Below are 25,997 nucleotides of genomic sequence, written 5' to 3'. Positions count from 1 at the left end.
TTTTCAGGTCCTGGGTGCGGCGGGGTCAGCGGATGTCGCTGTCGCCTTCCAGCAATTTTCGCGCAACGATGACGCGCATGATTTCGTTGGTGCCTTCGAGGATCTGGTGCACGCGCGTGTCGCGCACCAGGCGCTCGAGCGGGAACTCGCTCAGGTAGCCGTAGCCGCCGTGCAGCTGCAGCGCGTCGTTGCAGACGTTGAAGCCCGCATCGGTCGCGAAGCGCTTGGCCATCGCGCAATAGGTGCTCGCGTCCGCATGGCCCGCATCGAGCTTGCTGGCGGCCAGCCGCACCATCTGCCGCGCGGCCACCAGCTCGGTCGCCATGTCGGCCAGCTTGAACTGCAGCGCCTGGAAGCTCGCGATCGGCTTGCCGAACTGCTGGCGCTCGTGCAGGTAGCGGCGCGCCGCGTCGAGCGCGCCCTGCGCCGCGCCCACCGAGCAGGTCGCGATGTTGATGCGCCCGCCGTCCAGGCCCTTCATGGCGATGCGAAAGCCCTCGCCTTCCTTGCCCAGCAGGTTCTGCGCCGGCACGCGCACGTTGTCGAAGTTGATGGTGCGCGTGGGCTGGCTGTTCCAGCCCATCTTGTGCTCCTTCTTGCCGTAGCTCACGCCCGGCGCGTCGGCCGGCACCGCGAAGGCCGAGATGCCGCTGGCGCCCGCGCCACCCGTGCGGGCCATGAGCACCAGCACGTCGGTCGAGCCGGCGCCGGAGATGAAGGCCTTGTTGCCGTTGATCACGTACTCGGCACCTTGCAGTTCGGCGCGCGTCTTGAGCGACCCCGCGTCGGAGCCCGCGCCCGGTTCGGTCAGGCAGTACGACGCCAGCTTGCGCCCGCTCGTGAGGTCTTCGCCCCACTGCTGGGCCACCGCGTCGGTGGCCCAGGTGCCGAGCATCCACGTCGCCATGTTGTGGATCGTGATGAAGGCGGTGGTCGACGGGTCGACCGCGGCCATTTCCTCGAACACCAGCGCAGAGTCGAGCCGCGGCAGGCCCAGGCCGCCGATGCGCTCGGGCGCGTACAGGCCGCAAAAGCCCAGCTCGCCGGCCTTGGCGATGGCTTCGCGCGGAAAGACCGCCTCGGCGTCCCACTGCGCGGCGTGCGGTGCGAACTCGGCCTGCGCGAAATCGCGCGCGGTCTGTGCAAAGGCGTTCTGTTCTTCGGACAGTTCGAAATTCATGGTTGACGACCCTTCCAGAGGTCCAGTTCGGCGGTGCGTTTGCGGGTCGATTTTTCCAGGCACGCGTTGAACACCAGCGGCCAGATCGAGCCGCCTTCGTTCGCTTTCGCGGCCCGCTTGCAACCCGGGTCGCGGCCCTTGAGCCAGGTCCGCTGCTCGGTGCGCAGCGCGACGCGCATCTGCGGCGAGAGCGTCTTCATCACCTCGCCGTAGCGGATGTTGAGCTCGGCGTCGGCCGCGCGGAAATCGCGTAGCGCGCAGTCGTTCATCTGCTGCTGGTTGCCGTTGGGGTTGCAGTCGACCGGCTCGTCGGAGCCGGCCGCCTGCGCCCCGCCGGCCAGCAGGGCAAGCGCCGCCGCGGCGGCCCAGGCTGCGACGCGAAGCCCCTGCCTCACTTGAGGCTGATGGTGGTGTTGACGCCCTGGCTCACGGTGCTGTCGTCGAACCAGCGTGCCGTCACGGTCTTGGTCTGCGTGTAGAACATGATGACCTGCTTGCCGTACGGGCCCAGGTCGCCGAGCTTCGATGCGCGCGAACCGGTGAACGAGAACATCGGGACCGGCACCGGGATCGGCACGTTGATGCCGACCTGGCCCACGTCGATGTCTTCCTGGAAGCGACGCGCCGCGGCGCCCGACTGCGTGAAGATCGCCGTGCCGTTGCCGTTCGGGTTGCTGTTGATCAGGTCGATGGCTTCGTCGATGGTCTCGGCGTCGGCGATGCACAGCACGGGGCCGAACACTTCCTGTTCGTAGATGGTCATGCCGGGCTTCACGCCGGTGAAGATCGTCGGGCCGACGAAGTTGCCCTTCTCGTAGCCGGGCACGGTGGGCTTGCGGCCGTCGAGCACCAGCTTGGCGCCGTCGGCTTCGCCGCGTTCGATCAGGCTGTTCACGCGGTCGTACGCTGCGCACGAGACCAGCGGGCCCACGTCCACGCCCTTTTCAGTACCGGCGCCGATCTTCAGCGTCTTGGCCTTCTCGATGAGTTCGGGCACCCAGTTGCGCGCCTCGCCCACCAGCACCGCGACCGACACGGCCATGCAGCGCTGACCGGCTGCACCGAAGCTCGCGCCGGCCAGTGCGTTGAGCGTCTGCTCCTTGTTGGCGTCGGGCATCACGATGGCGTGGTTCTTCGCGCCCATCATGCATTGCGCGCGCTTGCCGGCCAGCGTGGCGCGGTTGTAGACGTGCGTGCCGACCTTGGTCGAGCCGACGAAACTGATCGCCTTGATGTCCTTGTGGTCGCAGATGCCGTTGACGACGGCTTCGCCGCCGTGCACCACGTTCAGCACGCCCGGCGGCACGCCGGCTTCGAGCGCCAGTTCGCACAGGCGCATCGTGACCATCGGGTCTTGCTCGGAGGGCTTGAGCACGAAGGTGTTGCCGGTGACGATGGCCATCGGGAACATCCACAGCGGGATCATGGCCGGGAAGTTGAACGGCGTGATGCCGGCGCACACGCCCAGCGGCTGCAGCAGCGTGTAGGTGTCGACGCCGTTGGCCACGTTGTTGGCCAGCTCGCCCAGTTGCAGGTTGCCGATGTTCGAGGCGTGCTCGACCACTTCGAGGCCGCGGAACACGTCGCCTTCGGCGTCCGGCAGCGTCTTGCCCTGCTCGGCCGTGAGGATCGCGGCCAGCTCGCCCATGTTTTCGCGGATGAGCTGCTGCAGCTTCAGGAAGATGCGGGCGCGGGCGCCCAGGGGCGTCTTGCGCCAGGTCTTGAAGGCTTCCTTGGCGGAGGCCACGGCGGCGTCGAGCTCGGCTTGCGTAGCGAAGGGCACGCGGGCCAGCACCTGCTGCGTGGCCGGGTTGACGACGTCGCGCCATTCGGTGGTCTTCGATTCGACGAACTTGCCGCCGATGAGCAGCTTGACGGTGGCGACCTGCGTCGAGGGGGTGGTGGTGGCGTCCATGGGGGTTTGTCTCCTGTGAATACGGGACCGGTTCGAACCGGTGCAGCCTGCATCCTAGCTTTGCAGATTTGCCATGACAATAGACAAATATGCGTCATCGCTTTGCAAAAATGCAAAGCACCGCACGCCACCCTGCACGAGGCCGCACGCACATGGACTGGGACAACCTGCGCTACTTTCTCGAACTCGCCCGCTCGGGCACGCTGATGAGCGCGGCGCGCCGGCTGGAGGTCGACCACACCACCGTCGCTCGGCGCATCCAGGCACTCGAAAAGGAGGTGGGCGCGCCCCTCTTTTCGCGCGAGGCCGGCGGCCACCGGCTCACCGAGGCGGGTCGCCGGTTGCAGCCCCAGGTCGAGGCGATGGAAAGCGCCTTCCAGGCCGTGGAGAGCACCGCGCCGGCCTCGCAGGAAGGCCTGTCGGGGCTGGTGCGCATCGGCGCCACCGAGGGCTTCGGCACCGTGGTGCTGGCGCCGCAGCTGGCGCTGTTCGCGGTGCAGCACCCCAAGCTCACCATCGACCTGCTCGCGATGCCGCGGCTGGTGCACCTGTCGCGGCGCGAGGCCGACATCGTGATCTCGCTCGAACGGCCGGCGCGCGGGCCGGTGGTGGTCACCAAGCTCACCGACTACACGCTGCGCCTGTACGCGTCGAAGCAGTACCTGGCGGCGCACAAGCCCATCAAGACGCGCGAAGACCTGCGCGGCCACACCTTCATCAGCTACGTGGACGACCTGCTGTTCAGCAAGGAGCTGCAGTACCTGGACGAACTGCACCGCCCCGACAGCTTTGCGCTGCGCAGCACCAGCGTGCTGGCGCAGCACCGGGCGGTGGCGGCGGGTGCGGGGATTGCGGTGCTGCCGGCGTTCATTGCCGAGGGCGACAAAGGGTTGCGTACGGTGCTCCCCGCGCAGGCAAATTTCACACGGACTTTCTGGATGTCGATGCCCGCGGAAACCAAGCACTTGGCACGCATGCGGGTTGTGTGGGAATTCCTGCGCGAAACTGCCACGGCGCAACAGCCGTTCCTCTTGCCTGATGGCGCAGTGGACACAAAATGACCGCCTCACCCGCACGCAGCATCTGCTGCGCGTCCATCAAGAACTCGAATCCTTCGTGCAGAAAGAACTCACGGCATGCGCAGTGAATTGATCCTCTATCAGACCGATGACGGCCTCGCCCGAATTCAGCTGCGCGCACTTGATGGCAACGTCTGGCTTACGCAGGTGGAAATTGCCGAACTCTTTGCCACCACGAAGCAGAACGTCAGCCTCCATGCAAAGAACATCCTGGCGGAACAGGAATTGACGATGGAAGCAACAGTCAAGGAATCCTTGACAGTTCAAAACGAAGGAGCGCGCCAAGTCCGCCGCAGCACCCTGCTTTACAGCCTGCCGATGATTCTGGCGATTGGTTATCGGGTGCGCTCCCCGCGCGGCACCCAGTTTCGGCAATGGGCGACGTCGCATCTGAGCGAATACCTCGTCAAGGGCTTTGTCATGGACGACGAGCGCTTGAAGAACCCCGGAGGGTGGGATCATTTTGACGAGCTTCTGGCACGCATCCGGGAGATCCGGGCATCCGAAAAACGTTTCTACCAAAAGGTACGCGATCTGTTCGCACTGAGTGCCGACTACCGCGCCAACGACAACGCAGCGCAGCTCTTCTTCGCGGAAGTGCAGAACAAGTTGCTCTATGCGGTCACCCAGAAAACCGCGGCTGAAATCGTGGTTGCCCGCGCCGATGCCAGCCTACCCAACATGGCGCTCTCCACATGGAGCGGCTCGCGCGTGCGCAAGCATGATGTGATCGTTGCCAAGAACTACCTCGCCACGGATGAAGTCGATACGCTCAATCGCTTGGTCGTCATCTTTCTGGAACAGGCCGAGCTCAGGGTCAAAGAACGAAAAGAGCTAACCCTAGACTATTGGCGCAGCAATGTGGATCGCCTGCTCGACTTCAACGACCGCCCCGTCCTCAAGCACAACGGGAGCATCAGCAACGAGGAAATGAAGGCCATTGCCCAGGATCGTTACGACACGTTCGATGCACGCCGTCGCCACGCCGAAGCCACGGATTCGGACGCCGAAGATCTGAAAATGATCGAAGCCATTGAGGCGCAAGCGAAGCGAGAGCGAAGGTCCTGACGCGTTGCGGACCAGGCGGCCTTCATGCTCGCCCGGCGCCTGAGGATTCGCAGCTTCAGGAAAACAGGCGCTTCAGGAACCCAGGCCTGGCCGCCGGCGTCGCGGCCTTCTCCAGCAACTCAATGAGTCCGTCCACGCGCGGCTTCTTCAGCCGGCGCGCGTAGTCGATGTAGCTCTCTTCCTCGTCCATGCGATAGAACTGCGGCGGCATCGGCAGTTGGCCTGGCAGCGCCGCCAGCAGTACGCGCAGCGCGTCGAGCTGGTTCATGCGGACGGCGCTCATGATCGCGGTCTCACCGAGCGAGGGGATGATCTCGTTGGGCTGCGCGAGCCCGCCGTCGAGCAGGGGCTGGATCGCCGCCGCATTGCCTTGAACCGCCGCCGCGCCCAGCGCCTCGAGCGCCGCCAGCTTCTCGGGCGAGAGACTGGCCACATAGGCGTCGCTGCGCTTGTCGTCCTCGTCGCGCGCGTCGCCGCCCTGCATGACCATGAAGTCGGTCACCAGCGCCACGGGTTCGCCCGCCGCGTCGAGCGCCCAGAAGCTCGGGTAGCTGCCGTCGCCCCAGCCGGCGCTGAAGATCAGCACGTTGTTCGCGCTGCCCGCGCCCAGCGGGTAGTGGTCGGCGATGTCGGCCGAGGCGAGGTCGGCGCCGAGCACGTCGTCGTAGTAGCTCACGTACTCGGGGTTGGTGGCGGATTCGCGCGCCTCGCGCTCGGCCATGGCCTTGGCCGCATCGGCGTCCATGAAGCAGCCGACGCCGGCATCGACCGGGTAGCCGTAGAACTCGTCGCTGCCGAGCTCGTCCTGCGACTGCCCTTCGAGCAGCGCGGCCTCCCAGCGCAGATCGTTCGCATGCAGGCTGCCTCGCTCACGCAGCCACAGAACGGCCAACGCATGGCGGCCGCCGCCTTGCAGCACCTCGACGGGGAATGCGCCGCGCCCGCTCACGCTGCGAACGAAAGGCTCGCGCTCGGGTTGCACCAGCGGATCGCAGGCCACGATGCGGCCGCTCGTGAGGTGCAGGTCTCCGCATGGCTGGCGCTGCAGATGCCGTGCGCGCAGCGCCTCGTCGTCAAGAAAAATGCTCTGGAGGTTGTCGATGTCTAGGTAAGCCATGCGCCCAGTTTCTCATCCCCTGGCAGCCGCGGGCCATACGGGCGGATGGCTGCCCGGTGGCATCGACGGCCGCGGCCAGGCGGCCGGCGTGCGCGACAGCTGCGCGCTGTGGCGCACCGCCGCCAGTTCGCCGAAGCCCGAGGCGGACGTCTCGACGTACGGCGCGACATCGGCCCGCGCGATCGACAGCCCGCCCTCCACGCGCCCCAGCCCGCGCAGCCACTGCCCCGTCTGCGCCAGCGACACCTGCACATGCCAGCTGCCGCCCTCCTGCTGCTGGCGCCACAGCGCCGCGGCGGCGCCCAGGGCGATCAGGTAGCCGCTGGCTTCGTCGAGGATCTGCATCGGCATCGGGCGCGGCTTGCCGTCGCCCGCGGCCTCGCCTTCGGCATGGTTGAAGCCCATGGCGGTCTGCACCAGCGAATCAAAGCCGCGCCGACCGGCCCACGGCCCCTGCGTGCCGTAGGCCGTGAGCGAGACACAGACAATGCCCGGCCGCTCGCGCGCCAGCGCTTCGGGGCCAAAGCCCAGCGCCGCGATGCCGCCGGGGCGGTAGCCCTGCACGAAGACATGCGCATCGGCCACGAGGCCGTGCAGCACGGCGCGACCTTCGTCCGTGCACAGGTCCACGTGCGTCGAGAGCTTGCCCCGGCTGGTGTCGGCGATGGATTCGATGTTCGGCAGGTTCGGCGAATTGACCAGCATCACGTCGGCGCCATAAGCCGCCAGCGCCCGGCCGCCGACCGGGCCCGCGAGGATGCGTGTGAGATCGAGCACGCGCAGGCCTTCGAGCGGGCGCTGGTCATCGCGCAGCGGCGGCAGCGCGCGCGGCGGTGCATCGCCGATGCGCGTGAGGGTGAAGAGCGGTTGCGCCGCCACCGCCTGCCCCTGCGGCGTCGCGTCCCATTCGTCGAAGCGGCGCAGTGCGGTCGCCACCAGGCCTTGCACGGCGGCGGCCGATTCGAAATCGACCGCGCGCCAACCGGCCATCGCGGCCTCGGCGTCGGCGTCGGCGCGCGTGGCGTTGGCTGGGTCGAGCTTCATGAGGCGCAGCGCGCCTTCGCGGTGGTGTTTGAAGTTGGCGTGGATGCGCACCCAGCCGTCGGCGCAGCGGTACACGCCCGAGAAGGTGTCCCACAGCTCGGGCACGCGGCCGTCGAGGCTGAACCAGCCCGTGCAGTCGAGCGCGGCGTGCAGCGTGTCGATCGCCACCTCTTGCCGCGCCACGCCGCGCCGGTGTCCCAGCTCGCAGGCCGCGAGCGCGGCGGCGGCGATGCTGGCCTGCGCCGCGAGGCCGACCGCGAAGGACGACGGCAGCACCGGGTCGGCGCCGGTGAGCCGCGCGAAGGCCAGCGCTTCGGCGGGCAACCCCGCCAGTTGCCAGAGACCGGCCAGGACTTCTTCACTCGTTGCCATGCGTCAACCCTTCAGGGGAAAGAGGAAATGAAAAAGGCAGGGTCCGCTTGCGCGGCCCTGCCCTTGTTGCTGTCGTTGCGTTCGCGACCTTGTGCGGGCTGCTTACTGGATCAGCTTCGCACCGGTCTTGGCCTGCAGCGCGTCGAAGCTCACGCCCGGCGCCAGCTCGATCACCTTGAGGCCTTCGGGCACGACGTCCATCACGGCCAGGTCGGTGATGATGCGGTCGACCACGCCCACGCCGGTCAGCGGCAGCGAGCATTGCTCGAGGATCTTCAGGTCCTCGGTGCCGTCCTTCTTCTTGGCCACGTGTTCCATCAGCACGATCACGCGCTTCACGCCAGCCACGAGGTCCATGGCGCCGCCCATGCCCTTGACCATCTTGCCGGGGATCATCCAGTTGGCGAGGTCGCCCTTGGCGCTGACCTGCATCGCACCGAGGATCGACAGGTTGATCTTGCCGCCGCGGATCATCGCGAAGCTGTCATGGCTGCCGAAGATGGCCGAGCCGGGCAGCGTGGTGACGGTCTGCTTGCCGGCATTGATGAGGTCGGCGTCGACGTTGTCTTCGGTCGGGAATGGGCCGATGCCGAGCATGCCGTTTTCGCTTTGCAGCCAGACTTCCTTGGTGCCGGTGTGGTTGGCCACCAGGGTCGGAATGCCGATGCCGAGGTTGACGTAGAAGCCGTCTTCGAGTTCTTGGGCGGCGCGGGCCGCCATCTGGTCTTGGGTCCAGGGCATCTCAGGCTCCTTCTTTCTTGTTGACGGCCTTCACGGCCGATTCGCTGCCGGCGGCGGCGGCCTGGGCGATGGCGGTCTGGGCCTCGACCTTGGCGGCGGCGGCATCGACCGAGGCGCTCACGGTGCGCTTCTCGATGCGTTTTTCGGGCGTGGCGTTGAGCACCAGGCGGTGCACGTAGATGCCCGGCAGGTGGATGTCGTCGGGGGCCAGCTCGCCCACTTCGACGATCTTCTCGACCTCGACGATGCAGACCTTGCCGGCCATGGCGGCGGCGGGGTTGAAGTTGCGCGCCGTGAGGCGAAAGCGCAGATTGCCGGCCTTGTCGGCCACGTCGGCCTTGACCAGCGCCACGTCGGGCACCAGCGAGTGCTCCATGACGTAGGTCTCGCCGCCGAACTCGCGCAGCTCCTTGCCTTCGGCCACTTGCGTGCCCACGCCGGTCTTCGTGAAGAAGGCCGGAATGCCCGCGCCGCCGGCGCGCAGCTTCTCGGCCAGCGTGCCTTGCGGCGTGAATTCGAGGGCCAGTTCACCGGCCAGGTACTGGCGCTCGAACTCCTTGTTCTCGCCCACGTACGACGCGATCATCTTCTTGATCTGGCGCGTCTCGAGCAGCTTGCCGAGGCCGAAGCCGTCGACGCCCGCGTTGTTCGAGATGACGGTGAGGTTCTGCACGCCGGAATCCTTCAGCGCGTCGATCAGCGCTTCGGGAATGCCGCACAGGCCGAAGCCGCCGACCGCGAGCGTCTGCCCGTCGGCCACGACCCCCTTGAGTACCGCGTCTGCGGAGGGATAAATCTTGTTCACTCGGGCTCCTTGATGGGTGGTGGAGAGTGGGTGGGAAAGGCTTCAACGATACTACCTACTCGTATACGTAGTATTTCGTAATGGTGACACCCGATGCCCGAGATCGATTACCGGCTGGCTTTTGAACATGCACCCGTCGGCATGGTGGTCTCGAGCAACCGCACCATCGTCGCCTGCAACCAGCGCGTGTGCGAAATTTTCGGCGCTGAGCCCTCTGCATTGGTCGGGCATTCGTTCAGCATCCTGTACCCCAGCGTGGCCGAGTTCGAGCGCATCGGCAAGCGCATGGAACCCTTTCTGAACGCCAGCGGCCACTACGCCGACAACCGCATGATGAAGCGCCTGGGCGGGCTGCACGGCGCGCTGGCCGGAGAGACTTTCTGGTGCCACGTCACCGGCCACGCGATGAACCGCGCGGCGCCGCACGAGGCCGGCATCTGGACCTTCGAGGACCTGGGCTCGCGCCGCGCGGTGAAGGCCGAACTCACGCCGCGCGAGCGGGAGGTGGCGGCGCAGGTGATGCGCGGGCTGACGTCGAAGGAGATCGGGAAGGCGCTGGGCATCAGCCATCGCACCGTTGAATTGCATCGGGCGCGGTTGATGCGCAAGTACGCGGCGGCGACGACTGCGGAGCTGGTGCAGAAGTTGATCGCGGGGTGATTCTTTTCAGGGCGCGTGCACAGGCCACCGGGTACTTCCCTCCGCGAATGTCCCCCGGGCTTCGCCCTCCTCCTTGATTTCGCTGCGGGAAGCACCCAGTGTCCTGCGCACGATGGGCGCTGTCGTTGTGCAGGCCGATCAGCCTGCGGCGCGCGATAGCACCATCTCCATGCGGACCAGGTCTCGCAGCGGAATGCCGTTCTGCTTCGTCGCCTTGCCCCAGCGGCGCACGAAGTAGTCGACGTCGACGCCGACGATCCGAAAGCCGAAGCGTTGGTAGAAGGCCAGCTCGCGCAGGCTGCTGTTGCCCGTGCCGACTTCGAGCCGGTGCGCGCCGCGCTGCCTGGCAAGCGCTTTCGCCTTCTTCAGCATCGCGGTGCCGATGCCCTGGCCCTTGTGGGCGTCGGCCACGGCGATGTTCATGATCTCCCAGGTGTCGACACGCGTGGCCATGAGCACCATCTGGCCGACGACCTCGCCGGCCTGTTCGGCCAGCCATTGCTCGCCGCGCAGCAGGTACTTTTCGATCTCGGGGCGCGGGCCGTCCGCGTCGAACAGGAGCGGCCAGGGCACGGCATCCGCCGGGGTGGCCCTGCGCATCGTCAAACCCGTTCCGTATGTGTTTCGTTCTTTCCGTTGCATGACCTCATTCTGAGTTCTGGGCAGAAGTTCCCTGCCAAAGCCCCCGGATCGTTGCGAAAACGGAAACGCCGTGTCGACAAAAGCCATGCGCCATCGCCGGTTGAGAGGCCTATCGTGGAACCCACGCGAACACATCGTTCGCCCCACACAGGAGCAGACACCATGTCCACACCCCTTCATTCGGAAAAGAACCTCCTTCAGCAAACCAGGCTGTCCGTGGCCCAGGCCCGCGCGCTGGCCGGGCACCAGGTGCCCGTGGCGCTCGGCCTTGCGGCGGTGATCCTGTCGGTGCTGGGCGTCAAGCCCTGAGCCTGGCCGGGGGCCTTCACTCCGGCTTGATGTCGGCGCCCTTGATCACCTTCGACCAGGCCGCGAGTTCCTGGTCGACGAACCTGCCCAGCGTGGCCGGGTCCATGTAGGTCGCGAAGGCGCCCTGCTCGTCCACCTTCTTGCGGAAGGCCTCGCTCTCGACGATCTTCCTGATCTCGGCGCTGAGCTTGTTCACCACCTCGGGCGGCGTCCTCGCCGGCGCGAACACCGCGAACCACGACTCGACCTCGTAGCCCGGCAACCCGGCCTCGGCCGAGGTCGGCACGTTCGGCATCGACGCGTGCCGCTTGCTGCCCGTGTACGCCAGCGCCTTGATGCGCCCGCCCGCGAAGTGGCCGATGACCGAGGGCGGCGTGGTGATGAAGATGTCGACATTGCCCGCCACCAGGTCGTTGATGGCCGGCCCCGAGCCCTTGTAGGGCACGTGCGTGGCCGGCTGCTTGGTCTGGCGCGACAGCAGTTCGCCTGCGATGTGCTGGATCGAGCCGTTGCCCGACGAGGCATAGAACAGGCCGCCCTCCTTCTTCCTGCCGTACTCGATGAGTTCCTTCATCGAGGTCACGGGCAGCTTGCCGCTCACCGCGACCACGTGCGGCGCGCGCATCACCATCGCCACCGGCACGAAGTCCTTGGTCGGGCTCCAGCGCAGGTTCGGGTACAGCGACGGATTGCCGACGTGGTAGCCCGAGTACTGCAGCAGCAGCGTGTAGCCGTCGGGCGCGGCGCGAGCCACGAACTCGGTGCCGATGTTGCCGCTGGCGCCGGGCTTGTTGTCGACCACCACCGGCTGGCCCAGCGCGCGCTGCAGCGGGTCGGCGACCAGCCGCGCCATGATGTCGGTGGAGCCCGCGGGTGCCGTGGGCACCACGAAGGTCAGGGGTTTGGAAGGCCAGGTGTCGGCGTGCGAGGCGGCAGCGGCCAGCGCGAGGCCGACCGCGAGCAGGCGGTGAGCGGGGTTCATGGGTTTGTCTCCGGTGGTTTTTTGTGGACTGTCTTCAGGCTGTACGCGTCAGTGCGCCAGCTCCGATATCTCGATGAGATTCAGGTCGGGGTCGCGCACGTAGACCGAGCGGATGCGCGAGGTGGCGCCCGTGCGCATCACGGGCCCTTCGAGGATCGGCACGCCCTGCGCCTGCAACCGCGCGATGACGTCTTCGAGCGGCAGGCTGGCGATGAAGCACAGGTCGAGCGAACCGGGCGTGGGCAGCTCGGCCTTGGGCTCGAACTCGTGGCCCTTCACGTGCAGGTTGATCTTCTGGTGGCCGAAGCGGAAGGCCTTGCGGCCGGCGCCGAAGACCTCCAGCGTCATGCCCAGCACCTCGACGTAGAAACGCATGCAGGCCTCTTCGTTCGCGGTGGTGAGCACCAGGTGATCCAGGTGGTCGATCATGCGTTCTCCTTCTTGATGGGGCGCGCCTTTGCGCGCTCGACGATGGCGTTGAAATCGGCCGGCGGCGCATGGCGCGTCAGCCGGTGGCCGGCGCGCGAGACCTGACTCGACAATTCGTGCTGCACGAGCGATTCGAGTTCAGCCGCAGCGCCGATCAGGCCTTCGAGGTCCATGCCGGTGTCGTAGCCCATGCACTGCAGCATGTGGACCACGTCCTCGGTCGCGACGTTGCCCGTCGCGCCCGGCGCATAGGGGCAGCCGCCGATACCGCCAAGCGACATGTCGAGCCGGCGGTTGCCCGCCTCGACCGCGGCGATGGTGTTCGCCAGGCCCATGCCGCGCGTGTTGTGGAAATGCGCCGTCCACTCCAACGCCGGGTGCCGCGCGCGCACGGCCTCGCACACGGCGTGCACCTGCGTGGGATAGGCCATGCCCGTGGTGTCGCACAGCGTGAGGCCCTGAACGCCCAGCGCCGCGAAGCGGTCGGTCCAGCCGAGCACCGTTGCGAGCGACACCTCGCCTTCCATCGGACAGCCGAACACGCACGAGAGCGACACGTTCACCGGCACCCTCGCCTGCTTGGCCAGCGCGATCACGTCGGCCAGTTGCGCGAACGACTGCTCGCGGGTCATCCGCAGGTTGCTGAGGTTGTGCGTCTCGCTGACCGACATGACGATGTTGAATTCGTCGATGCGGCTTTCGAGCGCGCGCTCGGCGCCGCGCACATTGGGCACGAGTGCGGTGTAGACCACGCCGGGCCGGCGGGCGATGCGCTGCATCACCTCTTCGCCGTCGCGCAGCGCGGGAATGGCCTGAGCCGAGGTGAACGAAGTGACCTCGATCTTGGCGTAGCCGAGCGTGCTCAGCCAGTCGATCAGTGCGACCTTGTCGTCGCTGGGAATGAAGCGGCTTTCCATCTGGAAGCCGTCGCGCGTGGCGACCTCGTTGATGAACAGCCGCGTGCCGTTGCCGGTTTTCATACGGCCTCGCTTTCCACACCACGCACCGGCCAGCCCGCACCCTGCAGGTCCGCCGTGTGCTCGCCCAGGCGCGGCGCCGCGTGGGCGATGCGCCCCGGCGTGGCGCTGAGCTTGGGCACCACGCCCGGCACCTTGAGCAGCGCGCCGTCGGAGCCGCGCGCTTGCACGATCATCTCGCGGGCCAGGTACTGCGGATCGGTCGCGATGTCGGCCACCGTGTAGATGCGCCCGACCGGCACGCCCGCCGCGTCGAGCACGGCCAGCACCTCGTCGCGGCTGCGCTGCAGGGTCCAGGCTTCGATGGCGGCGTCGATCTCTTCCACACGCAGCACGCGGCCGTCGTTGTGCACGAGGCCGGGGTCGTTCTCCAGGTCCGCGCGGTCGATGGCGCGCATCAGGCGGCGGAAGATGCTGTCGCCGTTGCCCGCCACCAGCACGTAGTGGCCGTCGCTGCAGCGGTAGGCGTTGGTCGGCGCGATCCCCGGCAAGGCGCTGCCGGCCCGCTCGCGCACGGCACCGAAGGCGTCGTACTCGGGCAGCAGGCTTTCCATCACGTTGAAGACCGACTCGTACAGCGCCACGTCGATGAACTGGCCCTCGCCGCCGTGGGCCGTGCGGTGGTGCAGCGCCGTGAGCACGCCGATCACGCCATGCAGCGCAGCCAGAGTGTCGCCCAGCGAGACGCCCACGCGCACCGGCACCCGGCCGGGCTCGCCGCTGAGGTAGCGCAGCCCGCCCATCGATTCGCCGAGCACGCCGAAGCCCGGCTTGTCGCGGTAGGGGCCGGTCTGCCCGTAGCCCGAGATGCGTAGCATGATGAGGCGCGGGTTCAGCGCATGCAGCTGCTCCCAGCCCAGGCCCCAGCCTTCGAGCGTGCCGGGCTTGAAATTCTCAATGAGCACGTCGGCCTCGAGCGCCAGCGCGCGCACGGCCTCCTGCCCTTCGGCGCTGCGCAGATCGAGGCACACCGAGCGCTTGTTGCGCGACTGCACCTCCCACCACACCGAGGTGCCATCGCGCAGCAGCCGCCACTTGCGCAGCGGATCGCCGACGCCGGCGGGCTCGACCTTGATCACGTCGGCGCCGAACTCGGCGAGCGTCTTGCCGGCGAAGGGGCCGGCGATGAGCTGGCCAAGCTCCAGCACCTTCAGGCCTTCGAGTGCGTTCATCTTTTCTCTGTCTCCAGGTGGGTTGCCCCGACTCTAGGAACAGATGGCGACGAACGGAATTGCTCGGATGGCAGCAGGCCTTCGCGAAACGCGAAGACCCTGCGGTACGCCCTACTTTTTCTTCAGCGTGGACGCAGGCCTGGCAACCACCGGCGGCTCGGCCGGTGTCTTGACCCAGCCGCGCAGCATCACGCCCAGGCAGATGCCGGCCGCGAAGATGAGCCAGTACACCCACGACGGCAGGTTCTCCACACCGCTGTGCAGGTTCATGCCGAAGGCCGCGCCGACGGCCATGAGCGGAAAGGTCAGCGCGGCGATGGTGTTGAGCTTGTGCTGCGCACGGCTCATCTCGAGGGCCGAGTGCGCCTGCGCCTCGGCGGCGCGTGCGAGCCGGTAGTCGAGCGACATGCGCGTGTCGGCCAGCAGCAGCTCGAAGCCGCGTGCGATCTCCACCGCGAGGTCGCGCTGGTCGATGAGCATCAGGTCGCCCTTCACCGCATCGCGCGCGGCCTGCAGGGTGTCCTGCATGTTCCGCGCGGCGCGGGTGAGCGGGATCAACGGGCCGAGGATCTGGAACAGGTCTTCCGAGGTCTCGGCGGCCTGGTGGCGAATCTCGAAGGTGCTGAATGCCGCGCGGTAGCTTTCGAGCAGCTTGGCGAGCGCGCGCTCGCCGGGGTTGTTGCCCTTGTGCAGCCACGCGCCGTCGGGCTTGCGCAGGAACACGATGGGCTTGCGCTCGGCGCCGGTGCCCGAGGGCGGCTCGTGCAGGATCACCATCAGGTGCTCCTGCTCGTGGATGATGCGCTGCGCGCCGTAGGTGCTGCCGCCCAGCCGCTGCTGCATGGCAGCGGGCAGTTCCCAGTCGTAGTCGATTCGTCTTGGCATCAGGGGGCCTGCAGTTCTTTCCACAAGATGTCGAATTCGTCCGCAAAGCGCCGCACTAGCGGCGGGTCGTTGCTCAGCACCAGGTTCTCCTCGTTGTACTCGCAGGCGCTGCGGGTCCAGTTGTAGCTGCCGTTGAGCAGTCGCGCGCCGTCGAAGATCGCGAACTTGTGGTGCATGTGGGCCTCGGTGCGGTCCACCGCCACCGGAATGCCGGCCGCGCGCAGCTGGCCGACGTCGCTGCCGCGGTCGTATTCCTTGTCGTTGTCGGTGATGAAGCGCACCGTCACGCCGCGCCGGTGCGCCGCCAGCACCTCGGCGGTGATGCGGTCGTCCGAGAGCGTGAACACGCACAGGTCGACCGCGCGCTTCGCCGTTCGCAGTTGCTGATTGATCGCCTGCAGGCAGGCCGTGCCGGGGCTGAAGTAGGCCTGCGAGCGCACCGTGACGCTGTCGGGCGAACGGCCCGTGTCGATCGCGCGCACCACGCCTTCGAGCCACTTGAGCAGCGACAGCTGTTCGGGGTCGGCGGTGCGCGAGCGCACGAGGTCGAAGGCTCGGTTGCGCAGCTGGCGCAGGCCGTCTTCGGGCGGCGAGGCTTCGCGCAGGGTGTGGACCAGCACGCGGCGCTCGTCGTCGCTCAGGCGCGTGTCGGCCAGGGTGGCGTCAAGCTGGGCCAGCAGTTCGGGCAATGCGGACATCAGTGATCCTTGTCGGCTTTGGGCGGAGATGGTGGCGGTGGCACGCGCTTGGGCGCGGCCCGCGTGGCCTGCACCTCGGCGGCGAGGCGCTCCATGTCCTGCTTGATCGAGCGGTCGAGTTCGAGCCGGCGCTCGGTCGCCGTCACCAGCGGCAGGATCAGCTCGCGGTAGGTCACGGCGATCTGCAGCATGGCGTCGGCCAGGCGCTGGCTCTCGTTCGGTCCCTCTGCGGCAGGCTTGGGCTCGGGCTTGAGTGCATCGACCGCGCGCGCCACGTCGAGCATGCTGCTCGCGATGCGCTGGCTGCCGTCGACGTCGGCGCCGCCGAGCTTGCGCTGACGCACGAACTCGTCGCAGATGGCGGTCCAGCGGGCGCTCTCCTCCGGCGTCGGGCTGCCGAGCAGTTGCGCGAGGCGCAGCAGGTTTTCTTCCGCGCCGGTGGTCAGCGTCTGGGCCTCGCCGCGGTAGTGGTCGCGCAGCAGCGCATCGAGCTCCTCGTCGCGCATCAGCGGCGTGATCTTGCCGGCGAGCTTGGTCATGTTGCGGTAGCTGCCCTGCAGCTTGAACGGCGGCGCGACACGGTAGGTCTCCTGCTGCGCGGCCGACTCGATGTACGCGAGGTTGACCTTCAGCAGCAGGTCGCGCGCCCGGAACAGGCGCTGCAGCAGCGCCTTGATCTCTTCCAGCTCCACCGAGCTGTAGGCGTGCGAGAGCGCGCTGCTCGGCACGTCGTGGCCCTGCGCCATTTTCACCAGCAGTTGCACGTCCTTCGGGTCGCGCGAGGCCAGCGGCATCAGCGTGGGGTTGGAGGTCAGGCTGTTCTCGATGTACGAGAGCGCGAACGCCGCCTCGCGGCCCGAGAGCACGTCGCCCAGGTTGTAGATGTCGGCGCGGTTGGCCAGCATGTCCGGGATCTTGAACACGTCGCCCGACTCGGTGTACGGGTTGCCCGCCATCACGATCGCGAAGCGCTTGCCGCGCATGTCGTAGCTGCGCGGCTCGCCATTCCACACGCCCTCGATGCGGCGCGTGCCGTCGGCCAGCGCGATGAACTTCTGCAGGAACTCGGGGCTGGTGTGCTGGATGTCGTCCAGGTACAGCATCACGTTGCTGCCCATGGCCAGGCCCAGGTTGAGCTTTTCCAGCTCCTGCCGCGCCGCGCTGTTGGGCGCGTTCGCCGGGTCGATGGCCGTCACGCCGTGGCCCAGCGCAGGGCAGTTGATGCGCACGAAGATCAGGCCGAGGCGGTCGGCCACGTACTCCATGAGCGTCGTCTTGCCGTAGCCGGGCGGCGAGATCAGCAGCAGCAGGCCCATGCGGTCGGTCCGGCTGCCCTCGCCCGCCGAGCCGATCTGCTTGGCGAGGTTGTCGCCGATGATGGGCAGGTACAGCTCGTCGATCAGCTGGTTGCGCACGAAGGTCGACAGCGGCTTGGCCTGGAACTGGCTCAGCTTGAGCCGCGCCTTCTCGCGCTCGAGCAGCTCGTGGCGCAGGCTGTGCAGCGCCTCGTAACCCGGCACCGCGTGCATCGTGTGGAACAGGAAGCGGCGCCAGAAGTCGTTGAGGTTCAGCGTGAGGCGCCCTTCGGCGACGCGCGGGTGCTCGCCACGCAGACCCTCGACGGTGCGGTCGAGCGCCGCATTGACGCGGGTGCGCTGCAACGGCATGGCCAGCACGCTGGCCGCGTCGTCGGTCCAGTCGACCGATTGCGGCGCCTGGTGCGTCGCGTAGGCGCGCACCCAGTCGCGCGCCAGGCGCCAGCGCTCGGCGGGCGGTGCGGCGTCGAGGTCGTGCTGCCATGCGTCGCGCCGGCCGCCGCGCTCCAGCTCGCGCAGCAACGCCGCCGCGAGGTCCTCGCCCGCGCCGGACACGGCCCAGGTCTCGCCGCCATGCGGGCCGGCGAGTTCGCGCACGAGGTATGCGGCGGCCTGGTCACACAGGGTGGTCACGCGGCCGTCGTGCGCGTCGCGTTCCTCGTCGTTCTCGGGGTCGGCCAGCGGCAGCAGATCGGGCACCACGTCGCGGGCGAAGTGGTTCAGTGCACGCGCGATGTCGGCTTCGAGCTGCTCCAGCGCATCGCGCCGGCCGAACAGCGCCAGCATCTGCATCGCGGCACGCGCGCGGCGCAACATCGATTCGCGGTGCGCGATCAGGTGGCCGTGCTGCCAGTAGAGCAAGGCCAGCGCGCGTTCGGTCGGGCCCCAGGCGAGCAGGCCCGCCTGGTCCTGCATGCCGACGAGCGCGCCCAGCAGGCGCATCGCGTCGTCGTCATGGATGCCTTTCTGGTAGCCCTCCTGGTAACGCGCCGCAGCGAAGCGGCGAACCATGTCGAGCAGCTGCGGATGCAGCGGGTCTTCGGCCAGCAACGTGAGCACCTCGGCCCACGTGCGCTCGGCTTTGCCGTCGAGCAGCGCTTCCAGCAGTCGGCCGGCGAGGTATTCGGCGCGCGACAGCTCGGGGGTCTCGGACACCAGCGACTGGTTCCAGTAGCGCTGCAGCGGCAGCAGCCGGGGCTCATCGACCGGGCTCTGGTAGTCGGTGCCCGTGACCTGGTAGGCCATGCCTTCGTCGCGGGCCACGAGCGTCAGGTCGACCGGCTGGCGGTGCACGGTGAAGGCGTGGCGACCGAGCCGCAGCGTGTCGCCGCCCTCGCTCACCAGCTCGCGCTTGTCGCGGATGGAACGCAGCGCCTGGTCGCGCGCGGTCTTCAGGCGCGTGTCGAGTTCGTCGGCCGGCACCGCGGCGCCCAGCGTGCGCAGGTCGGCGATCAGCGTGTGCAGCTTGCCGATCATCGGGTCGGCCGCGAAGTAGCTGTGCACCTGCGTCAGGTCGCCGAACTGCGCGATGCGGCGCGGGATGCCGTCGAGGATGCGCCCTGCCGCGTCGACCACGCCCTGCGCGCGGCGCTGGCGGGCGTCGACCAGGCTCTGGCGGCGCGCGGACAGCGCCTCGTACACGGTCTCGCGCTTCTCGGCGATGTCGGCCAGGAAGTCTTCCTGCTCGGCGAAACGGCCTTCGATCTCTTCGAGCTGCGCCAGCAGGCGCGTGAGCGCGTCGTCGCACTTCTCGGGCGTGTCGGCGAACTCCAGTGCGTTTTCCACCGCCTGGCTGAAGAGCTTGAACTGCGCGCCGAACTCGGCACGCGCCTCGGTCGCGCCCAGCGACTTGCGCCGCGCGCGCGCATCGGCGCGCATGCGGTTGATGTCGGCGTAGATCAGCGAGATGCGGTCCAGGATCGACGTGCGGATCACCGCGTCGCCGCCCGGCAGGCTGCCCAGCTGCTCGGTCAGCAGATCAAGGCCGGCAGCTTGCTCGTCGAGCGTGGCGAGCATCTGCCCGAGCGCGGGCGACGTGGCCAGATTGGGCAGTTCGAGCGCGAGCTTGTCCAGCGCCTGCCGCTGGCCGTGGAAGGCCGTGTCGGCCGCCAGGAACTGCATGGCGCGCTCGCCGATGCGCTGCTGCTCGACTTCGAGCGCGGCGTCCATCGCGGCGATGCGCGGCAGGTCGGCGTAGCGCAGCTCCTTGAGCATCTGCAGCGCGCCGCGCCGTTCGCGCAGCCGGCCCAGCGCCTTCACGAAATCGTCGGGCGCGCGCCAGAGGGTGCTGGCAATGTCGACCAGCAGCGCGTGCTGCTCGTCTTCCGCGCGGGCCAGCGCGCGCGCGGTTTCGCGGCGGATGGTGTCGACCTTTTCGAACTCGGCCAGCGTGCTGCGCGCCACCTCGGCGATGCTGCGCAGCTCGCCCATGAGGCCGGTGGCCTCGGGCGCGTCGAGCCAGAAGTAGGCGTCGCTCACGCGGGTGCACTGGCGGATCAGGTCTTCATAGGCGGCGCGCGTGGGCGCCTGCTCGCGCACCGCGCGGGCGATGCCCATGAGGTCGCTCACCCCGCGCACCAGCTCGGCATTGCCGATCTTGCCGAAGAAGCCGGTGGCGGGCGGCTGCGCGCTCACGTGCTCTTCGCTGGCGAAAGGCGTCTGCCACAGCTGCATCGGGTGCACGCGCGTGGGCTCAACGTCGTCGCCGTTGAACACCAGCATGCGGCCGTCGGCAAAGCGCGCGTAGCCGTTGGCGATGATCGGCGTGGCGAGCTTCTTGTCGATCAGGTTGTAGTTGAACAGCGCATAGCGCCCGGGCTTCGGGTCGTAAAAGACATAGGCCACGTCTTCGCCGTTGGGCGAGCGCAGCATGCGCTTGAAGCGCAGGTTTTCGACCACCTCGGCCGGCAAGTCGAAGCGCTTGTACTCGCCCGACTGCAGGTAGTAGCCGCCCGGAAAAATGATGCCGTGGTCTTCGGGCAGCTGCACGCAGGAGCCGCCGATGGCGTCGATGCGCTCGACCTGCTGCGTGCGGATGTTGAACACCAGGTAGCGCGTGACCTGCTCGCGGTAGGGCTTCACGCGCAGCAGGATCAGCATGCCCAGCTTGGCCCAGGCGATCTCCGCGTCGGTGAGCGACTGGCTCTTGTCCTCCACCGGCTCGCTGTAGATGCCCAGCCCGGTCTCGGTGTTGTTCTCGATCTTGACCGTGAGGTCGCCGCCCAGCGTCTCGACGAACACGGTGTCGAGCACGTTCACGTGCGGATGCTTGCCGCCCACGTGGTCTTCGCGCGTGGCCACGGTCCATTCGAAATCGTGGCTCGCGGGCAAGGCGATGTCGCGCTCGCCGCGGTTGTCGATGTAGTGAATGCCGCCGTTGCGCTCGATGGCCCAGCGGAACACGCGCACGTCGTGCAGCTGCTGGCCGATCTGGAACGAGGCGAGCAGCTTGTCCTGCGTCACGCGCAGCTGCAGCAGCGTGGCCTGCTTGTAGTAGGCGTAGAGCTCGCGGAAGTCGGAGGCGAAACGTGCGTCTTCCAGGAAGGTGCCGGCCAGCGGCACGGGCTGCAGCTCGTCGTTCTCGGTGGCGGCCTCGCCCGGCGATGCGAGCCGGTACAGGCCGAACACGTCGCCCACGGCCGTTTCCTTGCGCAGGCCGATGAAGACGTTGTAGCCGAACAGCAGCAGGTCGCCGATGCGCACGATGTCGCGCGCCACGGCGTTGTTCTCGGTGCGCGCGCGGGTGCGCAAGATCAGCGCCTGGTCGGAGCGGCCGAACTCGGCCAGCCGCTGCTCGTTGAGCGCCTGCGTCTTCTTGAGCAGGCCCTCACCCTGGGTTTCGAGCCGCTTCTTCAGCAGGTCGTAGCTGCCGCTGCCGGAGACCAGCGCTTCGGTGGGGTCGATGGGGGCCTGGGCGCCGGGCGGCGCTGCGGTGTCGTCGGTGGGTTGCATGGATCGGCGCGGTCAGTCCGCGCGCAGCAGTGCGAGCAATTCGTCGCGGTGAGGCTGGGTGTCGAGCCAGGCGCGGATGCGGTCCAGCTCGTCGATGCAGTCGTCGCCGTAGCGGCGGCGCAGCGCGGCCAGGCGCGCCTCGCGCACCTCCTCGGTCTGCAGCCGGCGCTGCCAGCCGTCGGACAGCAGCTCGTCGAGCCGGCCGGCCAGGCCGCGGCTCACGAGGGCGCGCCATTCGCCCTGGTCGAACCAGAGGTTCTGGCAGGCCACGCAGCGGTCGATGCGGAAGTCAGGCCCGGCGCTCACGCGCAGGCGCTGCATCAGCCGCTCGCACTCGGGGCAGTGGCGCACGGCGGCGATGTCGAACACCTCGATCACCTCGTCGTCGACCTCATGCGGCACGCGCTTCGGGTCGGCGGCCTTCCAGCTGCGCCAATCGTCCATGTCCATCACCATGCCGTGGCAGTCGCCGCACTGCACGCCGAGCAGGGCTTCGGCGAGCGCGACGGGCTGCATCGCGGCATGGGCGGCGCAACTGCACTTCAGGTTCGGGTTCATCGCGCGCCCCCGACTCAGTTGCGGAAGGAGGAGATCAGGTTCTGCAGCGCCGACTTCTGGCTTTCGGTGCCGTCGTTGGCGATCTTGCTCATCAGCGAGGCGACGCTGAGGTTCTGGATTTCGCCCGACGAGTTGCCCAGTGCGCCGACGATGTCGCGCAGGTCCTTCACCACGTCGCGCTCGCCCGAGAGCTGTTCCTTGAAGGCGACCTGCACCGCCTGGCTCTTGGAGATGACGCCGTCGATGCCCTTGCCCACGGAGAGCGAGCGCACGAAGCTGTCGAAGTAGTCACCCGAGCCGCCCACGATGTCGATCTTGGCGTTGGCGAGCGCGGTGCCCAGCACGTCGGCCTGTTCCTTGGCGATGGACGTCTGCGCGTCTATGCCCTTCATGGTCTCGATGTGCGACTTTTCCAGGCGCATGCGGAACTCTTCGTGGTCGCGGGTTTCGGGGCTCATGGACTTCATGGCCTCGAACTTCTCGTGCAGGCCCTTGGCCTCGGCGTTGAAGCGCGCTTCGATCACCTGCGCATCGGCCTGGCCCGACTTGAGCGTGGCCTCGGCGTCGGCCGTGCGCACGTTGACTTCGGCGAGGCCCAGCTTTTCCTTGCCCGAGGCTTCGGCTTCGAACTTGGCACGCATGCCGGCCGCTTCGGCCTGCGAGCGGGCCTCGATGACCTGTGCATCGGCCTGGCCGGCTTTGAGGATCGCGTCGGCATCGGCCTGGCGCACATGCACGTCGGCCAGACCCAGCTTTTCCTTGCCCGACGCCTCGGCTTCGAAGCTTGCGAGCTTGGCCTGGGCCGTGGCAATTTCGACCTTGGCAGCGGCCAGGCCCGGTGCGGCGGAAATGGCTTCCACGCCTTCGGCTTCGCGCTTCTTCGATTCGGCGTCGCGCTCGGCGACCTTGAGCTTGGCGTCGGCCAACGTGAGTTCTTCGGCGGCCTTGTGGCGGGCGCGCTTCTCTTGCGTTTCGGCGGCCTTCACGTCGAGCACCATCTTCTCTTCGGCCTGGCCTTCGGCCATGATCACGACCGACTTCTTGGTGCGCTCGGCCTCGGCCACCACGCGCAGTTCCTTGATGGCCTCTTCCTGCTCGGCCACGGTGCGCTCGACCACGATGCGCTCGCGGATCACGTCGGCAATGGCCTTCTTCTGCACTTCGACGGCCTTGTCCTTCTCGATGCGCTGCAGGGTCACTTCCTTCTCGCGATCGACGATTTCGAGGTCGCGAGCGCGCGTGACCTTTTCTTCCTCGATGGCCACCGCGCGCTTGCGGTTGTTCTCGGCCACTTCCTTCTCGCGCTGCACGTTCTCCTGCTGCACCGAGACCGACTGTTCGGCCATGAGGCGGGCGGTTTCGGACTTGGTGCGCTCTTCGGACTGGATCTTGGAGGTCTCGGCTTCTTCGCGGGCGCGCACGCTGGCAATTTCGCGCTGCTGGCGCGCGGTGGCGTCGGCCTGCTGGCGCTCGAGCTCGAGCAATGCCTCTTGCGTCTCGACGTTCTTCTTCTTGATCTGCATTTCCTCGTTGCGACGCAGCTCGTTGGTGCGCACGTGCTCGACCGCCGTCAGCTCGGTGATCTTCTTGATGCCCTGCGCATCGAGGATGTTGTTGGCGTCCAGCTCGGACAGCGGCGTCTGCTCGAGGTAGTCGATGGCGGCGTCTTCGAGCACGTAGCCCGAGAGGTCGTTGCCGATCTGGCTGATGATCTCGTCGCGGAAGCCGTCACGCGCCTGGTACAGGTCGACGAAGTCCATCGACTTGCCCACCGTCTTGAGCGCTTCGGAGAACTTGGCCGAGAACAGCTCTTCGAGCGTCTCGTGGTTCGAGGCCCGTGCGCAGCCGATGCCCTGCGCCACCTTCAGCACGTCGTCGGCGGTCTTGTTGACGCGCACGAAGAACTTCACCTTGATGTCCGCGCGGATGTTGTCGCGGCAGATCAGGCCTTCGTTGCCCGAGCGGTCGATCTCGATGGTCTTGACCGAGATGTCCATCAGCTCGGCCTTGTGGATGATCGGGTAGACCATGCGGCCGGTGAAGGTCACCTCGGGCTCGGCGCGCAGCGTGTTCACGATGAGGGCGTGGCCCTGTTCGATCTTGCGATAGAACTTGGCGAACATCGCGAACAGGCCGAGGATGACGACGGCCAGTATGACCACGGCGAAGATGATGGGCTCCATTTTTTCTCCAGATGCTTTAAGAGCGAGCGAACGAACTTGGGTGAGGGATGCGCGCGGTCAGAAGGTGTGAATGAATCCGGCGTGGCCGATGAACGGACATGGCGGGTTCGTTCACGCCTTCTCAGACGATGTCTTCGTGCGCCGCGATGAGGTAGCGCGCGGCCACCTCGTCGTATTCGAGGATGAGCGCGTGCGAGCCGCGCTTGAGGGCGTTGGGCGTGGGCGCCCAGACGCGGATGTTGAGGCTGGCGCCACGGCGCGCCACTTCGGCGCGGCCGTCTTTCTCGTTCACCACGCCGGTGACGACGCGGCAGACCTGGCCTACCAGCGCCGCATTGCTCACGGCCGTGTGGCTCACGAAAAGGCCCTTGAGCGGACGGATGGCCACCGCCGTCACCGGGATGGCGAGGGCCGCGCTGGCCACCAGCAGCACCGTGCCGGCCACCAGCTTGAGCACCATCGTCGGCACCAGCGGCAGCAGCCACTCGCCGCCCAGGCACGAGAGCGTCCAGGCCACGAGCACCAGCAGGCTCACGGCCACCGAGAACGGCACGCCGTTCAGGCCGAAGGCGACCACGTAGCTCGCGATCTGGCCCATGTCGCTGGTGTCGCCGTCGGCATGCGTCTGCAGGTCGACGTCGATCCCGCTGCTCTCGAAGTCGACCATGCCGACCACCGCGAGCACCCAATAGATCACCACGACGCCGAGCAGCACCGTGTAGATCGCGGTGGGGTACCCCGTCACCGCTCCCATGAAATCGCCCATTGATCCTCCCGCGTGCGGGTTGGTTGTTGTTCTCTTTTCTTCTTACCTGCCGCCCGGCTTCTTCGTGCCGGTGTTCTTCTTGTTCGCCTTGCCTGCAAAGGCAATCAGTTCGCGCGTGGCCCTCTCCTTGATGGCCAGGCGGTCGTCAGGTGACAGACCATACCGCGCCGCCAGAAACTCGTAATCGGCCGTGTTCAACGACACCGTGAGACGCGGCCGCTTCGGCTTCGAGGTGGTCGCCAACCCCAGCACCTGCCGGATCTGGTCGGGCGTGGACACGTGCTGCTCGAAGGCCGCGGTGCGCACGGCCTCGAGCACGGCCTCTTCCACGTCGAAGGCCACCTGGACCGCGCGGATCGCCTCGTCCGAGCCTTGCCAGCGTACCGGCTTGACCCGCACCATCGTCACTCCGGAGCCGGTTCGGACGGTTCGGACGGTTCGGACGGTTCGGACGGCTTGGCCTGCCGGGCGCGGATGCGCTCCATCACCTTGCCAGTGCGGTCGGCGTCGTTGCCGATGCCTGCCGCGGCCAGCTTCTTCTCGAGCGCGCTGTGGCCGAACTCGTCCTCGAGCTGCTGGCCCGCCGTCATGCGGTCGGACAGGTCTTCGTGGCGCGAGCGGATGCGCTCCAGCGACTCGCGCGCGCTGGCCAGGCGCGAGCCGCCGCTGCCGATGTTCTCGGAGATCGACTGCGTGGCGCGGTAGACGCTCTCGGTGGTCTTGGCAATGCCGATCTCGCGCTCGTGCTCGCGGATGCGCGCCTCGGCCGACTTGATCAGGTCCTTGAGCCGCGACACCTGCAGCGCATACGAGGCGTGGGCCTTGGCCTGCTCCTCGAGCTCCTGCTCGAGCGTGCCGACCTTGGCCGCCACGTCGAGCGCCAGGCCTTCCTGGGTCTTGTTGAGCGCTTCGAGCGCCAGGCCTTCGTAGCGCGCGACCTCGCCCTTCAGGCGTTCGATTTCGCGGGCCGACTGCATCTCCTTGGCCATCACGCCCGTGAGGTCGCCCTTGGCCTTCTCGATGCTGTGCTTGGCGTCGATGATTTCCTGCTCGTAGATGCGCGTGGCATTGCTGTCGATCACGCTCTCGCCGATTTCGCGGGCGCTGCCGCGCAGCAAGGTGACCAGCTTCTTGATGACTGTCATGAT

General features: G+C 67.6%; 24 protein-coding genes. 4 read left to right on the top strand and 20 right to left on the bottom strand.

Features of this window, described 5'->3' with window-relative positions; translation table 11 throughout:
* Positions 1 to 25 precede the first annotated feature (25 nt).
* The 3 genes from AC07SQ_RS23450 to AC07SQ_RS23440 are packed head-to-tail and all read right to left on the bottom strand — an operon-like array spanning position 26 to position 3,095.
* Complete coding sequence (locus tag AC07SQ_RS23450; protein WP_070059332.1) at positions 26 to 1,180, bottom strand: acyl-CoA dehydrogenase family protein; 1,155 nt, start codon at positions 1,178 to 1,180, stop codon at positions 26 to 28.
* Entirely contained in the window at positions 1,177 to 1,575 is a 399-nt protein-coding gene (locus AC07SQ_RS23445; RefSeq protein WP_070059333.1) for a lysozyme inhibitor LprI family protein, read from the bottom strand. The genes AC07SQ_RS23450 and AC07SQ_RS23445 overlap by 4 nt, the downstream gene beginning before the upstream one ends.
* Positions 1,572 to 3,095, bottom strand: coding sequence for a CoA-acylating methylmalonate-semialdehyde dehydrogenase (locus tag AC07SQ_RS23440; RefSeq protein WP_070059334.1), 1,524 nt, complete (start codon positions 3,093 to 3,095; stop codon positions 1,572 to 1,574). The genes AC07SQ_RS23445 and AC07SQ_RS23440 overlap by 4 nt, the downstream gene beginning before the upstream one ends.
* A gap of 152 nt (positions 3,096 to 3,247) precedes the next feature.
* Between AC07SQ_RS23440 and AC07SQ_RS23435 the strand changes: the two genes are divergently transcribed.
* Together AC07SQ_RS23435 and AC07SQ_RS23430 are read left to right on the top strand one after the other, a co-directional pair.
* The gene (locus AC07SQ_RS23435) at positions 3,248 to 4,156 is read left to right on the top strand and encodes a LysR family transcriptional regulator (RefSeq protein WP_495271606.1); all 909 of its coding nucleotides are present in this window, start codon (positions 3,248 to 3,250) and stop codon (positions 4,154 to 4,156) included.
* Positions 4,157 to 4,231: 75 nt separating this feature from the next.
* Positions 4,232 to 5,242: a virulence RhuM family protein gene (locus tag AC07SQ_RS23430; RefSeq protein ID WP_495271607.1), complete on the top strand. Its 1,011-nt coding sequence runs from the start codon at positions 4,232 to 4,234 to the stop codon at positions 5,240 to 5,242.
* Positions 5,243 to 5,297: 55 nt separating this feature from the next.
* Here the strand turns inward: AC07SQ_RS23430 and AC07SQ_RS23425 are convergent, their stop codons facing one another.
* The 4 genes from AC07SQ_RS23425 to AC07SQ_RS23410 all read right to left on the bottom strand — a co-directional run bounded on the left by AC07SQ_RS23425 (position 5,298) and on the right by AC07SQ_RS23410 (position 9,321).
* Positions 5,298 to 6,359 (bottom strand): DUF4241 domain-containing protein, encoded by a 1,062-nt coding sequence (locus AC07SQ_RS23425; RefSeq protein WP_495271608.1) that lies wholly within the window; start codon positions 6,357 to 6,359, stop codon positions 5,298 to 5,300.
* Between the two features lie 12 nt (positions 6,360 to 6,371).
* The gene (locus AC07SQ_RS23420; protein WP_495271609.1) at positions 6,372 to 7,775 is read right to left on the bottom strand and encodes a CoA transferase; all 1,404 of its coding nucleotides are present in this window, start codon (positions 7,773 to 7,775) and stop codon (positions 6,372 to 6,374) included.
* A 102-nt stretch (positions 7,776 to 7,877) separates the two neighbouring features.
* Positions 7,878 to 8,516: a 3-oxoacid CoA-transferase subunit B gene (locus tag AC07SQ_RS23415; RefSeq protein WP_056573812.1), complete on the bottom strand. Its 639-nt coding sequence runs from the start codon at positions 8,514 to 8,516 to the stop codon at positions 7,878 to 7,880.
* A 1-nt stretch (position 8,517) separates the two neighbouring features.
* Complete coding sequence (locus tag AC07SQ_RS23410; RefSeq protein WP_495271610.1) at positions 8,518 to 9,321, bottom strand: CoA transferase subunit A; 804 nt, start codon at positions 9,319 to 9,321, stop codon at positions 8,518 to 8,520.
* Between the two features lie 93 nt (positions 9,322 to 9,414).
* Between AC07SQ_RS23410 and AC07SQ_RS23405 the strand changes: the two genes are divergently transcribed.
* The gene (locus AC07SQ_RS23405) at positions 9,415 to 9,981 is read left to right on the top strand and encodes a LuxR C-terminal-related transcriptional regulator (protein ID WP_062476432.1); all 567 of its coding nucleotides are present in this window, start codon (positions 9,415 to 9,417) and stop codon (positions 9,979 to 9,981) included.
* Positions 9,982 to 10,119: 138 nt separating this feature from the next.
* Here the strand turns inward: AC07SQ_RS23405 and AC07SQ_RS23400 are convergent, their stop codons facing one another.
* Positions 10,120 to 10,554, bottom strand: coding sequence for a GNAT family N-acetyltransferase (locus AC07SQ_RS23400; protein ID WP_495273049.1), 435 nt, complete (start codon positions 10,552 to 10,554; stop codon positions 10,120 to 10,122).
* Positions 10,555 to 10,785: 231 nt separating this feature from the next.
* Between AC07SQ_RS23400 and AC07SQ_RS23395 the strand changes: the two genes are divergently transcribed.
* Positions 10,786 to 10,932 carry a hypothetical protein gene (locus tag AC07SQ_RS23395; RefSeq protein WP_167395007.1) on the top strand — a complete coding sequence of 49 codons (147 nt, stop codon included), beginning with the start codon at positions 10,786 to 10,788 and terminating at the stop codon, positions 10,930 to 10,932.
* A 16-nt stretch (positions 10,933 to 10,948) separates the two neighbouring features.
* On the opposite strand, the gene AC07SQ_RS23390 is transcribed toward AC07SQ_RS23395, so the two are convergent.
* From AC07SQ_RS23390 to AC07SQ_RS23335, 12 genes are all read right to left on the bottom strand, one after another.
* Positions 10,949 to 11,914 (bottom strand): Bug family tripartite tricarboxylate transporter substrate binding protein, encoded by a 966-nt coding sequence (locus AC07SQ_RS23390; protein ID WP_495273048.1) that lies wholly within the window; start codon positions 11,912 to 11,914, stop codon positions 10,949 to 10,951.
* A 48-nt stretch (positions 11,915 to 11,962) separates the two neighbouring features.
* Positions 11,963 to 12,343, bottom strand: coding sequence for a VOC family protein (locus AC07SQ_RS23385; protein ID WP_495273047.1), 381 nt, complete (start codon positions 12,341 to 12,343; stop codon positions 11,963 to 11,965).
* Positions 12,340 to 13,323, bottom strand: a complete 984-nt coding sequence (locus AC07SQ_RS23380; RefSeq protein WP_495273046.1) for a hydroxymethylglutaryl-CoA lyase — start codon at positions 13,321 to 13,323, stop codon at positions 12,340 to 12,342. Before AC07SQ_RS23380 ends, AC07SQ_RS23385 begins: the two co-directional genes overlap by 4 nt.
* Complete coding sequence (locus AC07SQ_RS23375; RefSeq protein ID WP_369632378.1) at positions 13,320 to 14,492, bottom strand: CaiB/BaiF CoA transferase family protein; 1,173 nt, start codon at positions 14,490 to 14,492, stop codon at positions 13,320 to 13,322. Before AC07SQ_RS23375 ends, AC07SQ_RS23380 begins: the two co-directional genes overlap by 4 nt.
* 111 nt (positions 14,493 to 14,603) lie before the next feature.
* Positions 14,604 to 15,377, bottom strand: a complete 774-nt coding sequence (locus tag AC07SQ_RS23370) for a magnesium transporter CorA family protein (RefSeq protein ID WP_095947466.1) — start codon at positions 15,375 to 15,377, stop codon at positions 14,604 to 14,606.
* The gene (locus tag AC07SQ_RS23365) at positions 15,377 to 16,075 is read right to left on the bottom strand and encodes a phospholipase D-like domain-containing protein (protein WP_495273045.1); all 699 of its coding nucleotides are present in this window, start codon (positions 16,073 to 16,075) and stop codon (positions 15,377 to 15,379) included. The genes AC07SQ_RS23370 and AC07SQ_RS23365 overlap by 1 nt, the downstream gene beginning before the upstream one ends.
* A complete protein-coding gene (locus AC07SQ_RS23360) occupies positions 16,075 to 21,342 on the bottom strand; it encodes a DNA repair ATPase (RefSeq protein WP_495273044.1) in 5,268 nt (1,755 codons plus the stop codon). Before AC07SQ_RS23360 ends, AC07SQ_RS23365 begins: the two co-directional genes overlap by 1 nt.
* A gap of 12 nt (positions 21,343 to 21,354) precedes the next feature.
* Positions 21,355 to 21,900 carry a TFIIB-type zinc ribbon-containing protein gene (locus AC07SQ_RS23355; protein WP_095947463.1) on the bottom strand — a complete coding sequence of 182 codons (546 nt, stop codon included), beginning with the start codon at positions 21,898 to 21,900 and terminating at the stop codon, positions 21,355 to 21,357.
* Between the two features lie 14 nt (positions 21,901 to 21,914).
* Positions 21,915 to 24,083 (bottom strand): flotillin family protein, encoded by a 2,169-nt coding sequence (locus AC07SQ_RS23350; RefSeq protein WP_062476401.1) that lies wholly within the window; start codon positions 24,081 to 24,083, stop codon positions 21,915 to 21,917.
* Between the two features lie 121 nt (positions 24,084 to 24,204).
* The gene (locus tag AC07SQ_RS23345; protein WP_095744901.1) at positions 24,205 to 24,849 is read right to left on the bottom strand and encodes an OB-fold-containig protein; all 645 of its coding nucleotides are present in this window, start codon (positions 24,847 to 24,849) and stop codon (positions 24,205 to 24,207) included.
* Positions 24,850 to 24,891: 42 nt separating this feature from the next.
* Positions 24,892 to 25,251, bottom strand: coding sequence for a hypothetical protein (locus tag AC07SQ_RS23340; protein ID WP_062476395.1), 360 nt, complete (start codon positions 25,249 to 25,251; stop codon positions 24,892 to 24,894).
* Positions 25,252 to 25,253: 2 nt separating this feature from the next.
* Positions 25,254 to 25,994: a PspA/IM30 family protein gene (locus tag AC07SQ_RS23335; RefSeq protein WP_495273043.1), complete on the bottom strand. Its 741-nt coding sequence runs from the start codon at positions 25,992 to 25,994 to the stop codon at positions 25,254 to 25,256.
* Positions 25,995 to 25,997: the final 3 nt, after the last annotated feature.

This window comes from Variovorax sp. GW821-FHT06D12, assembly GCF_059419205.1.
The sequence above is the reverse complement of the archived record's forward strand: the minus strand, read 5'-3'. Positions and strand labels throughout refer to the sequence as shown.

Coding starts and splice junctions, on each gene's coding strand:
- AC07SQ_RS23450 (WP_070059332.1), bottom strand. CDS start 1,180: ATGAATTTCGAACTGTCCGAAGAACAGAACGCCTTTGCACAGACCGCG.
- AC07SQ_RS23440 (WP_070059334.1), bottom strand. CDS start 3,095: ATGGACGCCACCACCACCCCCTCGACGCAGGTCGCCACCGTCAAGCTG.
- AC07SQ_RS23435 (WP_495271606.1), top strand. CDS start 3,248: ATGGACTGGGACAACCTGCGCTACTTTCTCGAACTCGCCCGCTCGGGC.
- AC07SQ_RS23430 (WP_495271607.1), top strand. CDS start 4,232: ATGCGCAGTGAATTGATCCTCTATCAGACCGATGACGGCCTCGCCCGA.
- AC07SQ_RS23425 (WP_495271608.1), bottom strand. CDS start 6,359: ATGGCTTACCTAGACATCGACAACCTCCAGAGCATTTTTCTTGACGAC.
- AC07SQ_RS23420 (WP_495271609.1), bottom strand. CDS start 7,775: ATGGCAACGAGTGAAGAAGTCCTGGCCGGTCTCTGGCAACTGGCGGGG.
- AC07SQ_RS23415 (WP_056573812.1), bottom strand. CDS start 8,516: ATGCCCTGGACCCAAGACCAGATGGCGGCCCGCGCCGCCCAAGAACTC.
- AC07SQ_RS23405 (WP_062476432.1), top strand. CDS start 9,415: ATGCCCGAGATCGATTACCGGCTGGCTTTTGAACATGCACCCGTCGGC.
- AC07SQ_RS23395 (WP_167395007.1), top strand. CDS start 10,786: ATGTCCACACCCCTTCATTCGGAAAAGAACCTCCTTCAGCAAACCAGG.
- AC07SQ_RS23390 (WP_495273048.1), bottom strand. CDS start 11,914: ATGAACCCCGCTCACCGCCTGCTCGCGGTCGGCCTCGCGCTGGCCGCT.
- AC07SQ_RS23385 (WP_495273047.1), bottom strand. CDS start 12,343: ATGATCGACCACCTGGATCACCTGGTGCTCACCACCGCGAACGAAGAG.
- AC07SQ_RS23380 (WP_495273046.1), bottom strand. CDS start 13,323: ATGAAAACCGGCAACGGCACGCGGCTGTTCATCAACGAGGTCGCCACG.
- AC07SQ_RS23375 (WP_369632378.1), bottom strand. CDS start 14,492: ATGAACGCACTCGAAGGCCTGAAGGTGCTGGAGCTTGGCCAGCTCATC.
- AC07SQ_RS23370 (WP_095947466.1), bottom strand. CDS start 15,377: ATGCCAAGACGAATCGACTACGACTGGGAACTGCCCGCTGCCATGCAG.
- AC07SQ_RS23365 (WP_495273045.1), bottom strand. CDS start 16,075: ATGTCCGCATTGCCCGAACTGCTGGCCCAGCTTGACGCCACCCTGGCC.
- AC07SQ_RS23360 (WP_495273044.1), bottom strand. CDS start 21,342: ATGCAACCCACCGACGACACCGCAGCGCCGCCCGGCGCCCAGGCCCCC.
- AC07SQ_RS23355 (WP_095947463.1), bottom strand. CDS start 21,900: ATGAACCCGAACCTGAAGTGCAGTTGCGCCGCCCATGCCGCGATGCAG.
- AC07SQ_RS23350 (WP_062476401.1), bottom strand. CDS start 24,083: ATGGAGCCCATCATCTTCGCCGTGGTCATACTGGCCGTCGTCATCCTC.
- AC07SQ_RS23345 (WP_095744901.1), bottom strand. CDS start 24,849: ATGGGCGATTTCATGGGAGCGGTGACGGGGTACCCCACCGCGATCTAC.
- AC07SQ_RS23340 (WP_062476395.1), bottom strand. CDS start 25,251: ATGGTGCGGGTCAAGCCGGTACGCTGGCAAGGCTCGGACGAGGCGATC.
- AC07SQ_RS23335 (WP_495273043.1), bottom strand. CDS start 25,994: ATGACAGTCATCAAGAAGCTGGTCACCTTGCTGCGCGGCAGCGCCCGC.